The organism is Bacteroides sp. 1001302B_160321_D4 (assembly GCF_015667765.1).
Classification (GTDB): Bacteria; Bacteroidota; Bacteroidia; order Bacteroidales; family Bacteroidaceae; genus Bacteroides; species Bacteroides xylanisolvens.
Genome location: NZ_JADPLO010000011.1, coordinates 25835 through 41564 on the forward strand (window position 1 = coordinate 25835; position 15730 = coordinate 41564).

The window sequence follows — 15730 nt, forward strand, 5'->3', positions numbered from 1 at the left end:
TTGTTAGTAATCAATTGGATGGAAAAGGATATATTAATATGTTATCCCAACGACAGAATCAATATTTGTGCCGTCAATACTCGCAGAAACATGGTGAGCGGATACACCGTAGCGTAGCCGACGGCAGGCGCATCACAGGAGGTCTGGTCATTGGAGTAAGCCAATGCCGGCGGATTGGTGGTAGAACCAGCCAGAACTCCGATAAGCGTGAAATAATTCAGCTTGCAATAATACCGTCCTATCAATCCCGTAATCAGAAGTGGCAGGATGGTTATGATTACTCCGTAGCCTACCCATATATATCCTCCGCCATGAATGACTGTGTCTACAAAGCCTTCGCCTGCTCCTAAACCTACGCAAGCGAGGAAGATGGAAATACCGATTTCACGAAGCATCAGGTTGGCACTCATGGTGGTATAAGTAATTAGCTTGTATTTCGGACCGAAACGGCTAATCAGGATAGAAACGATGAGCGGACCGCCTGCCAATCCTAGTTTCACAGGTTGCGGAATTCCGGGAAATGCGAAAGGAAGACTTCCCAGAATACATCCTAAAGCGATACCTATAAAGATAGGAATCAGGTTCGGATGATTTAAGCGTTTCATGGAGTTGCCAAGTACTTTCTCTGCATGGGCAACAGCCAGTTCGGAACCTACAATGGTGACACGGTCTCCCATTTGTAACTGTAATTGTGGAGAGGCTACCAAGTCTACTCCCGAACGATTGACGCGGGTGATGTTTGCTCCGAAGTTATTTCTGATTTTGAGTTGTGAAAGCGTTTTCCCGTTCAATTCCGGTTTAGTAATCAGGATACGGCGTGAAATGAGCTCTTTGTTCAGTTGTTCCCATTCCATTTTGATTTCCTTTCCGAAGAATATAGTGATTGCTTCCACGTCAATCGGGGTAGAGATCACTAATATGATATCCCCTACATGTAGAATTGTTTCGGAATTGACCAATTCGGTTTCTCCACCCTCGCGGTGTTTGATGCGGGAAATGACAAACTTACGGTTCAGTAACGGGAGGAGTTCTTTAATCCTGATGCCGTCTACCGATTCGTTTCTCACTTCAATGGAGATAGGGCGTACGGTAAGTTCCTGGAGATGTCCCAGACCGACTTCTGCTTCTTTTTCTTCTTGAGCAGTATTGATGCGAAGGAGATATTTCAAAGCAAGCAGGGAAAGGATGATACCTACTACACCCAGCGGATAGCTGACTGCATATCCTAAAGCAATTTCGGGAGCATCTATGCCATTCAAATCACTGTTGGCCTGTTGTGCGGCTCCCAGTCCCGGAGTATTGGTGACGGCTCCGGACAAAATACCTACCATTGTGGTAATCGGAGTTCCGGTGGTGAAGTGCAGGATAATAGTAATGGTTACTCCTAATACTACTACGAGCATAGCTAGCATATTCAGGGTAAAGCCCCCCTTTTTGAATGCTGAAAAAAAGCCGGGTCCTACCTGCAAACCAATTGAGTAAACAAACAGAATCAATCCGAATTCTTTTAGAAAGTGGAGCAGGTGTTCGTCCAGATTCATGTTGAAATGGCCGAATACGATTCCGACAAAGAGTATCCAGGTAACTCCCAGAGATACTCCCCGCACTTTGATTTTTGCAAGGATGATTCCAAACGCTATGGTTAGTGACAGAATCAGTACGGAGTGTGCCACTCCGCCGCCCCAAAGATTGGGGTAACCTTCAAATAAATTTCTTAGAACTTCCATTGTGATTATTATATGATGATATTTAGTTTAGCTAAAAGTAACCCCGGAGAAATCACTTCTGCGGGGATACGCACACATTGAGCATGACGGTCTAATGCCGTCCTTTTGATATTTTAGCTAGAGAGAATTTATCCTCCTTCAATCATTTCCGATGTCATGACTACTCGATTCTTTTTTTACAGTCTGCCGTTTTCCTATCCCACGAGTAAAAACAACTATAAAGGTATGAATGGCAGGTCTTCTGACTGACTCCCTTCCTGATGCCTTCCCGACCTTGACTATCGATACCTGGTCAGTGGTAAAAGTAAATATCAAGAAGTTGAATGGAGTTTCACAGCAGCGGGACTGTCCGGGATTTACACCCGATTCCCTTTTAATTCAGATAGTTGATATGGCTATCTGAAACCAATTCGGGGCAAAGATAGCGAATTTATATAGGAACCCAAATGAATGCTACCTATTTATTTTATACACAGTCTGATTCTTGTCGGATATCTGTTTGTTTATTTGATGCGTACTCTCATCTCCTGCACATCAAACGTGACGGATTCATTTCGGAAAAGTCTTTCTATATGTCCGCTAGCCACCATTTCCGGAGTAGGCAGCGTGTACATCTGCGGATTATCTATGAGCATGATGGAGTCGCAAAGCGATAAGGCGATGTCGAGGTCATGAGTGGAGAATAAGACACATTTTTTTTCTTCCTGTGCCAGTTTCTTTAAAAGCAAACAGAGCTCGTAGCGGTTAGGTAAGTCCAGGAAGGCGGTCGGTTCATCAAGCAGGATGACGGGAGTATCCTGTGCAAGAGCACGGGCAATCATGATTCGCTGACATTCGCCATCGGACATTTTATCCATTGTCTTTTCTGCATAACCGGACATACCGACTAGCTGCATAGCGTCATCCACCCGCTTTTGGTCTTCCGGTTGCAGTTGGCCGATCCAGTTGGTATAGGGAGCACGCCCTAAGGCTACTACATCTTTACAGCGGAGATTAGCGATACGTACTTTATCGGTGGTGACAAAGCTTATATTCCGGGCTAATTTTTCCGGTTTCAATGATGCTATGTTTTTTCCTTGCAGAGTAATCTCTCCTGATTGAGGCTTTTCCAGCCCCATCATAGCACGGAGCAGGGTGCTCTTTCCCGTTCCGTTACGTCCTAACAGGGCAACGAGTTGTCCGCCTGTGATTCGGGCATTTACCGTTTCCAACAGCGTGCGCTGTCCATATCCTAATGTCAGTTCTTTAAGTTCTATCATTTGAATCTACGCAAGTTTTTAGCAATTACCCATAAAATAACCGGAACACCTAGTAAGGCGGTGATGCAGTTAACCGGAAGTAGGAACTTCTTGGCGATGATGTCGCAGAGAAGCATGCTGATAAGCCCTGTCAGCATGGTGCCGGGGACCAGTATCCGGTGGTCGGCATTGTTGAATAGCAGTCGTGTGACATGCGGTACTGCCAGGCCGATAAATCCTACCGGACCACAGAAAGCGGTGACCGTTCCTGTCAGCAGTGCGGTAGAAACGAAGATGAACGTGCGTGAACGTTTAATGTTCATTCCCATCGTTCGTGCATAATTTTCACCGAGCAGTAACAGGTTCAGCGATTTGATACAGGCTACGGAAATTAGTAAACCGATACATAACATCGGTATCATAATTCCCAGTTGGGTGACTGTGATGTGGCTAAGAGATCCCATTGACCAGAGTGTGAACATTTTCAGTTGTTCGGCAGAACTTAGGTATTGGAGTATCTGAATGATAGCGCCTGCTACGTAGCCTATCATAACTCCCATAATCAATACACCGAGAATGTTTTTTACTTTCCGGCTGATAATGGCTACTCCCAATAAGATTACGGCAGTTCCTACCCAGCCCGAGCCAACGATACCCAGCGACTGAAGAATTGGAAACTCCGCCCATCCAAGTAATGGAGCACCTAGTATGAACAGAGCTACGCCCAGTCCTGCACCGGAACTTACTCCCAACAGGTAAGGGTCTGCTAATGGATTCTGGAATACTGTTTGCATCTGTAAACCGCTAACGGAGAGTGCTATTCCTATTAAAGCCGCTACCACTACCCGTATGAAACGGATAGAAAGGAGAATATTCCGTGTCATTTCGTCACATTCGCCTCCGGTGAGTACAGCCCATACCTTGGTGATAGGAATATATGTATCTCCCGTTGCCATGTCTATCAGTAATAACAGTATGGCAACTATACCCAGTGTAATGAATAAAAAGGGAGTGCGTTTATCAGGCTGTTTCATTCCAGATGTCTGTAATAGTAAAGTGAATCGGATACGAGTTCGGGGTGAAAGATATGAATCAGGTCACGCAATACGACGTCGGGACGTACCACTGCAGATTCCCAGTAGTCATTACCTCCTGTCGGTGTTGTTCGTAAATTATTGTTGTAAACAGTTTTTTCGCGTACAGCTTTGGCGTCTACAAATTTAGGATTGACCGTCTTTAGTTCATCCAACGTAGAAGCCATGCCTACATTAATCCAGTAGTCGGCCTTTTGTATCAGTTTGTAAGCTGTTTCCAGTCCGATGGGAGTGGAACTGTTAGACTTGTTTTCTTGGTAGATGTAATCCGCACCCGCATCAGTTACCAATTGTGCCATGTAACTTTGTGTGGAAGGCATCACCCAACTGTCGTTCCACGGGGTATTGAGCATAACGGTAGGACGTTGTTCTACCGATTCGGTGAGCGCTTTCAAAACTTGATAACGTTTAGGGATTTCACGGAATATTTCGATGCCTTTTTCCCTGCTGTCTGTTAATTCGGCAAGAGCTACCAGCCATTCGGCTTTACCAAGCGGCGATTCCTCCAAATATTCTCCTACATACATATAAGGTATATACAGTTCTTTCAGTTTGTCTGTTACGGCAGTTTGCGCATCTCCGATACCGTATAACAGGACAACATCCGGTTTCAGTCCCAATAATAACTCATAATTCATTTCGGGGCCCATGTCCTTGATAGAATTTTTATGTGCGAGAATATATGGATTGGATACATAGTCGATGCCCGATACTCCGACAATTTTGTCCACTTGACCTAGAGCGTCGAACATGGCGATGTAGGAAGAAGCCATACATACGATACGTTTTGCTCCGGCAGGAATCGTAGGACCGGTAAATCCGGCAGGCGCTTGTTCACCGTTGCGGGAAATGAAATAAGACATTTTCACGTCCTTGGCTCCCTGCCATGGGTTGGAAACCTGAATAAGTGTGCTGGCGGTATTGTCCGCACCCAGAATCTTGAATCCGGTTGCGTATTCAGGTGTATAGACATCCTGTTTGAAAGCCTCGAGAGAAGTCTTCTTGTTGGATATACAACTAGCCAGGAAGAGAAGACATAGCCATGTGAGGATTGAAATAGGAGATTTCATCTTTATTCGTGTATCTTTTAAATGAATAAATAATTTTCGGTGTCTGAAGATTGACATTGCGGGGCAAAGATAAGTATCTTTGGAGATATTCTTTCTTTTTTTATTGCATTTTCTCCGAAATCATTCCTATTTATGTATCTTTGCAAGGTGAATTTTGGTGTCACTTTTCCGATGCTACGGAAAGAGTGGTGAAAAGGGAATCAGGTGAAAATCCTGAACAGACCCGCTGCTGTAAGCTCCGCTGAAGTTTTCCTGCAATACTCAAATCCACTGTCTCGATCATGAAGAGGCGGGAAGGGCGTCAGGAAAATGGAGTAAGTCAGAAGACCTGCCAGAATGAAGTTTTCGATACTTTCCGGGAGTAAGGTTCGAAAAATACTTGAATAATCTGAAGATTAATCTTATAGATAAAATATGAGCAGATATAATAGTATGCGGCTGAAAGGAAAATGCTGGCCGGTTGTTTGCCTTTTGTTATTTCTCGTTTCTTGTGGACAGAAAAGTAAAAACAATACGCAGGCAGTCGGAGTGGCGGTTAGCACCTCTGATTCCTCCCGGATCATTCTTCCGGAATATGCTGAAGGTTTCGAAGTGCAATATGTAGAGGGAGGGTGTCTGGTGACCATTCAGGACCCGCAGAAAGAAAAGGGTAAAGGGGAAATTTATCAGTATGCGTTTGTCAGGGATAAGGAAGCCTTTGCGAAAAATAAAGTATCCACTGATTATGTAGTGCAGTCCGTTCCGATTAAGAATATCATTTGTATGACTTCGTTGCAACTATCCAATTTTATAAAACTGGATGAGTTGGATCATGTGGTAGGTATCACAAGTACCCGCCATTTGTTTAATGAGGAAGTAAAACGCCGGTTGAAAGAGAAGAAAATTCGTAAGATAGGGATAGAGGGGAACTTTGATAATGAAGTCATTATCTCCATGAATCCCGATCTGATTCTGATTTCTCCTTTCAAACGGGGAGGATATGACGCATTGAAAGAGGTAGGTATTCCTTTGATTCCGCATTTGGGATATAAAGAGAATTCTCCCCTCGGGCAGGCAGAATGGATTAAGTTTATCGGTCTGCTGATTGGAGAAGAGGAGAAAGCAAATGTAATCTTTGATTCGATTAAGGCTGAATATAATACATTGAAGCAGCTGACGGCAAAGATTGAGAAAAAGCCGGTTGTTTTTAGTGGTGAGCTGCGTGGCGGCAACTGGTACGCCGTAGGAGGACGTAATTTCCTCGCACAACTTTTTCGGGATGCCGGTGCAGATTATTTCCTAAAAGATGATCCGAATACAGGTGGAGTGACTTTAGACTTTGAGACTGTTTACAGTCGCGCGGAAAGTGCTGATTATTGGCGGATATTGAACAGCCATAACGGCACGTTCACTTACGACGCCTTGAAAGCACAGGATTCCCGGTATGCTGATTTCCGGGCATTCAAAGATAAAGGAGTGATTTATTGTAATCTCAAGGAGAAACCTTATTATGAGAATGTTCCCACTCATCCGGAAGTGCTGCTGAAAGATTTGATTAAAGTATTTCATCCGGAACTGCTACCGGAGTATACTCCTGTTTTTTATGAGCTTTTAAAATGAGAAGGGTATGAAAACTCCTGTCTGGTTGTTGATGCTTCTGTTGGTTGGATTGATTTTTTTTCTTTTCTTCCTGAATCTCGTATTGGGTTCTGTATCTATACCGTTTCGTGCTGTATGGGATATTTGCCTGTGGGGAGATCATGAGAACCACATCTGGACGAATATTATCTGGAAATCGAGAATGCCCCAGGCAGTCACTGCGTTGGTTGCCGGAGCAGGGTTGTCCGTCAGCGGATTGCAGATGCAGACAGTTTTCAGAAACCCGTTGGCAGGGCCTTCAGTGTTAGGGATTAGTTCCGGAGCAAGTATGGGAGTGGCTTTTGTCGTTTTATTGTCAGGCAGTCTCGGGGGAGTGGCGTTGAGCAGTCTGGGGCTGATTGGTGAATTGGCGCTGACGGTTGCCGCTATTGCAGGAGCATTGTCTATCATGGCGCTTATTGCTTTCGCCTCACAGAAAGTAAAAGGAAACGTGACTCTGTTGATTATCGGTGTGATGATTGGTTATGTAGCCAATGCCGTGATTGGAGTATTGAAGTTTTTCAGCGTCGAAGAAGATATTCGCGCGTATGTCATTTGGGGATTAGGAAGCTTTTCCCGTATTTCCGGTGACCAGTTATTCCCATTCCTTTGTACAATGGCTGTACTTCTTCCACTCTCTTTTCTGTTGATTAAGACATTGAATCTGTTGTTGCTTGGAGACAGTTATGCGCGAAATCTGGGCTTGAATATCAAACGTGCCCGTTTGTTGGTAATCTCCTGTTCCGGAGCTTTGGTGGCGATTGTAACGGCTTATTGTGGCCCGATTGTTTTTCTGGGACTGGCTGTTCCGCATCTTTGCCGTGCTTTGTTCCGTACTTCCGACCATCGGATATTGATGCCTTCTTCTTTACTGGTAGGGGCGGCAATGGCGTTATTGTGTAATCTGATAGCCCGTATGCCGGGATTTGAAGGTGCTTTGCCGGTCAACTCCGTCACAGCTTTGGTCGGTGCACCGGTGGTAGTGTCGGTGTTGTTCCGTAAGCGTAAGGGAGAGGTAAATGAATGATAATCAGAACAGGGAGAAACTTAACATGCAAGAGCAAGAAACCATAACTATCAGGAACCTGGCCACAGGCTATAAAGGAAAGCATAAAACGCATATCGTAGCCCGTGATATAAATGCCAGTATTTATGCTGGCGAACTCACTTGTCTGCTTGGAGCCAATGGAGCGGGGAAGTCCACTTTGTTGCATACACTGTCCGGTTTCCTACCGAAATTGTCGGGAGAGATCCGGATCATGAATAAAGAGGTTGAGAAATATTCCGATGCGGATATGTCGAAAGTCATCAGTGTGGTGCTGACAGAAAAGTGCGACTTGCGTAATATGACGGTGGAAGAGATGGTAGCGTTAGGAAGAAGTCCTTATACTGGTTTTTGGGGAGTGTTGAAGAAAGGAGATAAAGAAATTGTTTCCCGTGCGATAGCCGGTGTAGGGATAGAGGTGCTAACCGGTCGGATGATGCATACGTTGAGTGACGGAGAAAAACAAAAGGTGATGATTGCCAAAGCGTTGGCGCAGGAAACACCTGTGATTTTTCTGGATGAACCGACTGCTTTCCTTGATTTTCCAAGTAAAGTGGAGATGATGCAACTGTTGCATCGGTTGTCCCGCGATACGGGGAAAACTATTTTCATGAGTACCCATGATTTGGAACTGGCTTTACAGATTGCCGATAAAGTCTGGATGATGGATAAAGAAAACGGTGTGACTATCGGAACTCCTGAAGACTTGTCACTGAATGGTACATTGAGTAACTTCTTTTCCCGTAAAGGAATCATGTTCGACCAAAATACGGGATTGTTTAAAATCAACAATGAATATTCTGTAAAGATGCATCTTGAAGGGCATGGTCAAAAATATGCGATGGTCAGGAAAGCTCTTTTGCGAAATGGAATTCTGGCAGGGCGTGAGATTGAATCTGATGTTTACATAGAAACAGGTAATCTTCAGACGGAAGGATTTTTGCTGCATTTGCCGGAGAATGAAGTTCGAAAAGCGGAAGACATTGAGGTATTGCTCAAGTTGGTGTCCGGTTATCTAGTGAATAGCAGATATAGTTGATTCAAAAAATCCTCAAAACTGTATGGAAATGAGCCGAAATATAATCTCTTAACACTCTACTACAGAATTAAAAAGTAAAAAATTGCTGTCACCTGTCACATGTTTGTATTTAAACATCTGACAGTGAATGAGTAGTGGTGTGACGGCAGCATGTGACAGCACAGTGACAGTACTTTTGCTGTCACCTCTTCTCCTTCTTTTAGAAGCAAGTTCCAAGCAAGTTTCCTTTGTTTGAAACTAAAGTTTCAACAAAGAGAAACTAGAGTTTCCAGCCTTGAAACTGATGGTTTCAAGCAATTGGAACTAGAGTTTCAAGCTTATGGAACTAAAGTTCCATCCCATGAAACCAATGGTTTGAAGGTATGAAACGAATGTTTTCCTATGACTAAAAAATATGAAGCTATACAGGTTGTGATTTTCAGGAAAGAGAAAAGGAAGAGAAGAAAGAATCGTGGGAGAACATGTGACAGCAAAAGTACTGTCACTGTGCTGTCACATGCTGCCGTCACACCACTACTCATTCATTGTCAGATGTTTAAATACAAACATGTGACAGGTGACAGCAAATTTTCACTTTTTAATTCTCTAGTAGATGCTCGTTGGGATTATATTTCAACTTATTTTTTATGACTTGACTTATTTCAAAACCGTATAGAAATAAACCTGTCAATAATAGATTTAGAATAGGGTAGAGTGAAATTGATATGAAATCTCCCCAGTCTCATTGATTAATAAAATGGCGAGCTCTCCTTTGGGAAAAAGTGGTGTACAGTGTATATGACATAGTTGTACCAACTTGTTGAACAAAATTTCTTTATCTTTCTTGTTTGGTATTCCCCATAGTTCGCGGGCAAGCGTCATTTGTTCGATCAATGCTAAAGTCTCATCTGAACAGCTGCACTGAATAGCTATTTCTTTTAAAAAGTCTTTGTTCATTACCACTTTCTTGCTGTGAGTATCCAAGTGTCCTTCTGCCAGTTTTACCGCTTTTCCTATCATAATCCCCATGCTTACCTTTTGAAAACCAGTCTCTGCTGCTATTTTTAATGTCTCTCCGATAAAGTTCCCGTAATGCACAAAAGCCTGTGGAGGGAGATTCGGATAGAGGCTCCGGACAAATTTCTCACTTTTGGCTCCGGAATTGATAACCAATCGTTCCGCATTAACTGCATAGGCCACTTCCACTTCCTTGCGTATGGCATCGACGAATGCTTCCGAAGAAAAAGGTTTCACAATACCCGAAGTTCCGATAATGGAGATCCCTCCAATAATTCCCAATTTCGGGTTGAATGTTTTCAGTGCCAGTGCTTCCCCTTCGGGAACGCTGATAGTTACGTCCAGCCCTCCTCCATAAAGTAAGGATAGCTCATTGACGATCATTTTCCGGGGAGTCGAATTGATGGCAGGTTCACCGACGGTTAATCCCAATCCGAGAAGTGTGACTTTTCCCACCCCTTTTCCTTGCAGGAAATGTATGCCGGGAGAATCGGAAAAAGATACAGTGGCTACAATCTGATGTCCGTGGGTAACGTCCGGGTCATCTCCGGCATCTTTGATGACACTGGCAGTAGCGGTATTCTCATCCGTTTTTTCTACCTTATATATAGGTAGGACGACCTTTTCTCCATCCGGTAATGTCACTTCCGTTTTTTCTTCAAAACATTCTTCTGTCAATGCAAGTAAAGCGGCTTTGGCTGCGGCTGTTGCGCAGGTTCCAGTAGTGAATCCACTTCTTAGGGCATAAAATCCCGGTACATTTAGTTCAACAGCCCGTCTCAATCCGTATTTCCCATTTACTGTAATAAAACCCTCGGGCAGGGGAGGACGGCGGACCACATAAATTTTGATTCCGTTTTTCAGAGCAGCTTCTATTTTTTCGATGAAGCCTCCCGAACTGCCGCTTTCTTTTGTGATAATCGCTTGCGGGGAAAGTTGCTTAAAAAGGAGTGATTCATCTTCTTCGGGTTGATAGAAAATCAGTTTTTCTTTGGGGAATCCTGCCTTTATGGCAATATCTACGGATTCCGACCGTTCCAGAACCCGAAAGATACAGTCATGCTCTTTCCAGAAACCTTGTAGCTTGGTAATAGTTTGAGTGCCGGTAAGAGCCAGTAGTTTCTCTATACCGTCCTGTTTCATACGGGCGACGGCGCCTTCGAAGTCATCACACCAAATGATTTCCTCCGATAATTCCGGATAGATACGCTCCAGGCGCACTACCTTGATCGTTAATTCTTTTGCCGCGAGGAAGATATTCTGGTGGAGTTGTTGCGCAAATGGATGGGCGGCATCTATTATTAATCGGATGTCGTGTTCACGGCAGAAAGAAATGATTTTTTCTGAATCCATGTTGCCGGTCAGTCGCGTCATATTTCTGCACGTGACTTCCTGAAGGGTGCCACGTGTGGAATAATAAAAGGGTTGTCCTGCTTCATCGAGGGTTTCAGCGGCAGTGCGTCCCTCCGTCGTTCCTCCGAAAATCAGTATCATGGGCGGAAAAGATGTTTGAATTCATCAGCATATAGTCTGGATAATCCCTCCCGGTGGTCGATGGCATTACCGACTACAAGCAGGGTAGTAAGAGTCAGATGGTTGTCACGGACAATTTGAGCAAGATCTTTCAGCTTGCCGCGATATATCTTTTCTTCTTTCCAAGTGAGTTTGTAGCAGGCAGCTACGGGCGTTTCGGGAGAGTAGGCTTGCAAGAGTTCTTCCTGTACCTGCTCCACAATAGCAGCACTTAGATAGATGCACATCGTGCTTTGCGAGCGCGCCAGCAAATGAAGTTTTTCTTTCTCGGGCATCGGTGTCCGACCCTCTCCACGTGTGAGGATAATGCTTTGCACTTCTTCAGGAATGGTGAACTGTGATTTGAGGGCGGCTGCTGCGGCCTGAAAAGAAGAAATGCCGGGAGTGATGTGATACCTCATTCCGTATTGGTCGAAGAATGCCATCTGTTCGGCAATAGCTCCGTAAATACACGGGTCACCTGTGTGGAGACGTACCACAAACAATCCCTTGTCATAGAAAGACTTCATGAGGGTGAATTGTTCCTCCAATGTCATGTCTGCCGAACTTCTAACGGTAGCGCCCGGTTTGGCGTAATACGTCAGTTCGCGGGGCACCAGACTGCCGGCATAAAGAATGAGGTCTGCCTTTTCCAGCATTCTCTTGCCTCTTACAGAAATCAATTCCGGGTCGCCCGGACCGGCCCCCACAATCTCGATATGCCCGTTGTTGCGGTCACTATCAGCAGAAAGTGCTACGGCAAAGGTGAAATTATTTCCTTCGGATAGTATTCTTTTTTGCTTTTCCATCAACAATCTGCCGTAATCGGAGGCACGGATAGCAGAACTTTCGGCCACCCCATCAACGCCTGTCACTTCTTTCACTTTTTCGGAGGGATTCGGAACGCTGATATCTGCCAGTTCTTCGGCTTTATAAATATGTAGTTCACTGTTTGAGAACTGCGTATGTAATTCTGCAATCAACGGTTCGTCTTTTTTCAGTTCAATCGTTGAAATGCTTTTCACTGCAAGTGGAGAAAGATGGTGTCGCAATAATTCATCTTTCATATAAATGCAGACTCCTTGTGGAGAACATTCTTTTTTGCAGCCTACCCCGATATGAAGCACGGGCGGATAGAACTGCAGTGTCGGGATAGGAGCGTCATATTCCCACGGACCAACAGTGATGAGTAATTGGTATTCCGCCAGCGGTATTTCTTCCAATCTATAATAGATATCTGTATGTTCCGGACAACTCTGTTCAAGTTCGGCCGTTCCTTTATCCTTGACACTAAGCAGCAGGGCTGTCTTGTGTTTATTCACAAACTGAAAAATAGCCTGATTCATGGAAGCCGGTGTTGCCGAAGTTCTCCATCCGTAACGGGAGGTAAACGTGTCCAGCGCCCACAACTGTTGATTATCACTTTGGGTGGTGACGATGGCTTCCCCTCCGGTGATTCCCGCAACGATTCGTGTCAGTTCATTGCCGCCTCCGATATGTCCGGACAGTACGGAGATAACGAAACGTCCGGTACTGTCAACGTTAATCACTGCCGGATCGGTATATTTGTTCCGGATGCAGGAAGCAATACTTCTCACACAGATGCCGAGTGCACCGATAAAAACGATTGCTTTAAAATCGGAAAAATGTTCTTTCATAAATCCGCTGTACGAGGTGATTGTTTCGCATCCCTCTGCTTCTCCTTTGAGGTATATGGCGGATTTTGCTAACTCTCTGCTTATATTCCTGGCTATGGGCAGACTTGACTCGGAGATTAAAATAATTGCTGTCTGAACGCTCTTTTCCATCCTGAAAATAATTAATTGAGGTAATGTTGCAAAAGTACAATAATAATCAGTTTCTTTTCTTGAGAGGTAGTGTAAATTTCGTGTTACTAAAAATATTTTTAGATATGTTATGAGATACAAATTAAATGTAGTAATTTTGCAGCACTTTAGGTGATGTTTTCAATCGTCCGATTGAACATAAAAGGGAATCCGGTGTGAATCCGGAGCAGTGCCCGCTACTGTAACATCCATCTATTGAAAGTTTTACTACTGCCACTGTGCCGGATGCACGGGAAGGCGAACTTTCAGGATGAAGTCAGGAAACCTGCCTAAGGAAGAAACAATAGTTAACTTGTTCTCGGGGCTAAGAACATAAACTATAGAAATTTAAGCATAATCACAAAATGTTGAAAAAACTTATTTTGACCACCATGTTGGTCGGTGTATGTTGTGTTGTGTCCGCTCAGGTTACAATCAAGGGGCGTGTGTTGAATTCTGAAACCGGAGAGCCTGTTGTCGGAGCGAATATTCGGGTGGACCATAGTCTGCAGGGGGGAACTACGAATGCAAAAGGAGAGTTTATAATCAAGGGATTGCCTGATGGCAAACAAACCCTGCAAGTATCACATCTCAATTATGAACCGCAACGGTATTCCACTTCAAAGAGTGTAAATGACGTCGTGATACGCATGACGGAAAGTCATAACAATTTAAACCAGGTGGTAGTGACCGGAACCGGAACACATCGCCGGATGGTGGATAGTCCCATCCCGGTAAATGTATTGACTGCCAAAGATATCAAGGAGGCCAATGTTACGAATCTTGAGGAGGCTCTTACCAAACTCACTTCTAACTTTTCTTTCTCTACCAGCGGTATGGGAACGGAAATGGTGCTTAATGGCTTGAATAGCGATTATATCCTTGTATTAGTGAACGGACGGAAACTGATTGGCGATGATGCGTTGATGCGCATCAACATGGCAAACGTGAAACGAATTGAAATACTGAACGGTTCGGCATCTGCGCTGTATGGTAGTGATGCCATTGGTGGAGTTATTAATATCATCACGGATGACAGCAAAAACAAGATTGACGCATCGAGCACTACCAAGGTGAGTGACCACGGACGTTTTTCGGAAGCTGTGAATCTGGATTTGAATGTTGGCAAACTTTCATCGTATACTTCTTACCAACGCCAACAGTCGGATGGCTGGAAACTTCATCCGATGACCGAAACGGTGAATAAAAAAGGGGAAGTGAAACTGGATCCTACCGATAAACAGGCTTTCACCGGTTATCATTCGAATACGGTCAACCAGAGTTTCTCTTATTCTCTGAATCATAAGACAACGCTGTATGCACAGGGTTCGTACTATAATTTCCTGAATGACCGTCCGGTAACGGAATATAAATATAATATGTATCATGAGAATTATACGTATGGTTTCGGTATGAAGTATATTGTGAATAAGAAAGCATATATCGATGCCGATTTCTATTCGGACAATTACAAGTCGGCTTATGACTATATTCAGGAAAGCGGTGACTTCAAGATTGGAGATAAGGAAACTCGTAAGAAACAATATTTTTACCGGGGAAATGTGAAGAGTATTATCAAGGTGAACAGCAAGAACAAACTGTCTGCCGGATTGGAATATCTGGATGAAAAGCTGGAAAGTGAATCGGACAATATCTCTAATAAGACGCTCTACACCATGGCTTTATATGCACAGGATGAGTGGACGATTGCCGAATCTCTGCAAGCAGTAGTGGGATTGCGTTACATTTATAATGAAACATTTGAAGATCATTTCACTCCGACAGCTTCTATTATGTATAGGGAGGGTGGTTTCCGTGGCCGATTGTCTTTTGCAACAGGTTTCCGCACGCCTACTCTTTCTGAAATTTACGCTACGGATCTGGCAAAGACTACCAATCGCTATACTATCGGAAATCTGGAACTGAAACCGGAAGAAAGCAAGAATTTCTCATTGAATCTGGAATATACTCATTCCCGTTTTTCTGTATCAGCAACGGCTTTTGTAAATAATGTGACGGATATGATTAATTACCGTACTTTGAGCGATGAAGAAGCTGCACAGTACGGTGATTATGATGAAGTGCGCCAGCGTGACAACATCGATAAAGTGAGAATCAAAGGGGTGAATGTAAATGCAAATGCTTACCTGGGACTTGGATTCAATCTGGGAGCCGGCTATACGCTGTTGGATGCAAGAAATCTGATAACGGACAAACCGATTGACAAAAGTGTCAAGTATGCAGGAAACGTAAATGCGCAATGGTCTAAGAACTGGGGATTGTATGGACTGAACATCAATATGGTTGGTCGCGGACAGGGAAAGAGATATTCCGAAACGTATGACTATGATTCATCCGGTTTTATGCTTTGGGATTTGAATACAGGACATACATTCAATCTGAAATATTTCATTCTGAATGCCGGTTTGGGTGTTGAGAACCTGTTCGACTGGGTAGACGACCGTCCCTGGAATACGAAGAAACCTTATTCGACCATTACACCGGGAAGAGCTTTCTATGCAAGCCTGACGATTCGTTTTAGAAAATAAGGATAAGAAATAATCGA

10 protein-coding genes and 3 riboswitches are annotated in these 15730 nt (G+C 44.0%); of the genes, 4 read left to right on the forward strand and 6 right to left on the reverse strand.

Going from position 1 to position 15730, the window contains the following annotated elements; genetic code table 11:
* Window positions 1-41: 41 nt before the first annotated feature.
* From KFO40_RS06460 to KFO40_RS06475, 4 genes are all read right to left on the reverse strand, one after another.
* Complete coding sequence (locus KFO40_RS06460) at window positions 42-1727, reverse strand: putative transporter (RefSeq protein ID WP_211146205.1); 1686 nt, start codon at window positions 1725-1727, stop codon at window positions 42-44.
* Window positions 1728-1940: 213 nt separating this feature from the next.
* A riboswitch (cobalamin riboswitch) is annotated at window positions 1941-2152 on the reverse strand.
* Between the two features lie 78 nt (window positions 2153-2230).
* Entirely contained in the window at window positions 2231-2986 is a 756-nt protein-coding gene (locus KFO40_RS06465; protein WP_004299412.1) for an ABC transporter ATP-binding protein, read from the reverse strand.
* A complete protein-coding gene (locus KFO40_RS06470) occupies window positions 2983-3999 on the reverse strand; it encodes a FecCD family ABC transporter permease (RefSeq protein ID WP_004306690.1) in 1017 nt (338 codons plus the stop codon). The genes KFO40_RS06465 and KFO40_RS06470 overlap by 4 nt, the downstream gene beginning before the upstream one ends.
* Window positions 3996-5129, reverse strand: coding sequence for an ABC transporter substrate-binding protein (locus KFO40_RS06475; protein WP_004312392.1), 1134 nt, complete (start codon window positions 5127-5129; stop codon window positions 3996-3998). The genes KFO40_RS06470 and KFO40_RS06475 overlap by 4 nt, the downstream gene beginning before the upstream one ends.
* A 138-nt stretch (window positions 5130-5267) precedes the next feature.
* A riboswitch (cobalamin riboswitch) is annotated at window positions 5268-5480 on the forward strand.
* A 63-nt stretch (window positions 5481-5543) separates the two neighbouring features.
* Between KFO40_RS06475 and KFO40_RS06480 the strand changes: the two genes are divergently transcribed.
* From KFO40_RS06480 to KFO40_RS06490, 3 genes are read left to right on the forward strand one after another with little or no spacing between them, the layout of a single operon-like run.
* Window positions 5544-6728, forward strand: coding sequence for an ABC transporter substrate-binding protein (locus KFO40_RS06480; RefSeq protein ID WP_008024883.1), 1185 nt, complete (start codon window positions 5544-5546; stop codon window positions 6726-6728).
* Window positions 6729-6735: 7 nt separating this feature from the next.
* Window positions 6736-7773 (forward strand): FecCD family ABC transporter permease, encoded by a 1038-nt coding sequence (locus tag KFO40_RS06485; protein ID WP_008024880.1) that lies wholly within the window; start codon window positions 6736-6738, stop codon window positions 7771-7773.
* 25 nt (window positions 7774-7798) lie between these two features.
* The gene (locus KFO40_RS06490) at window positions 7799-8830 is read left to right on the forward strand and encodes an ABC transporter ATP-binding protein (protein WP_032812070.1); all 1032 of its coding nucleotides are present in this window, start codon (window positions 7799-7801) and stop codon (window positions 8828-8830) included.
* 678 nt (window positions 8831-9508) lie between these two features.
* On the opposite strand, the gene cbiD is transcribed toward KFO40_RS06490, so the two are convergent.
* Window positions 9509-11320 carry a cobalt-precorrin-5B (C(1))-methyltransferase CbiD gene (gene cbiD / locus KFO40_RS06495; protein ID WP_211146206.1) on the reverse strand — a complete coding sequence of 604 codons (1812 nt, stop codon included), beginning with the start codon at window positions 11318-11320 and terminating at the stop codon, window positions 9509-9511.
* Complete coding sequence (cobM, locus tag KFO40_RS06500) at window positions 11317-13146, reverse strand: precorrin-4 C(11)-methyltransferase (RefSeq protein ID WP_211146207.1); 1830 nt, start codon at window positions 13144-13146, stop codon at window positions 11317-11319. Before cobM ends, cbiD begins: the two co-directional genes overlap by 4 nt.
* Before the next feature lie 131 nt (window positions 13147-13277).
* Window positions 13278-13473: riboswitch (cobalamin riboswitch) on the forward strand.
* 56 nt (window positions 13474-13529) lie between these two features.
* On the opposite strand from cobM, the gene KFO40_RS06505 reads away from it, so the two are divergent.
* The gene (locus KFO40_RS06505; RefSeq protein ID WP_008024874.1) at window positions 13530-15713 is read left to right on the forward strand and encodes a TonB-dependent receptor; all 2184 of its coding nucleotides are present in this window, start codon (window positions 13530-13532) and stop codon (window positions 15711-15713) included.
* Window positions 15714-15730: the final 17 nt, after the last annotated feature.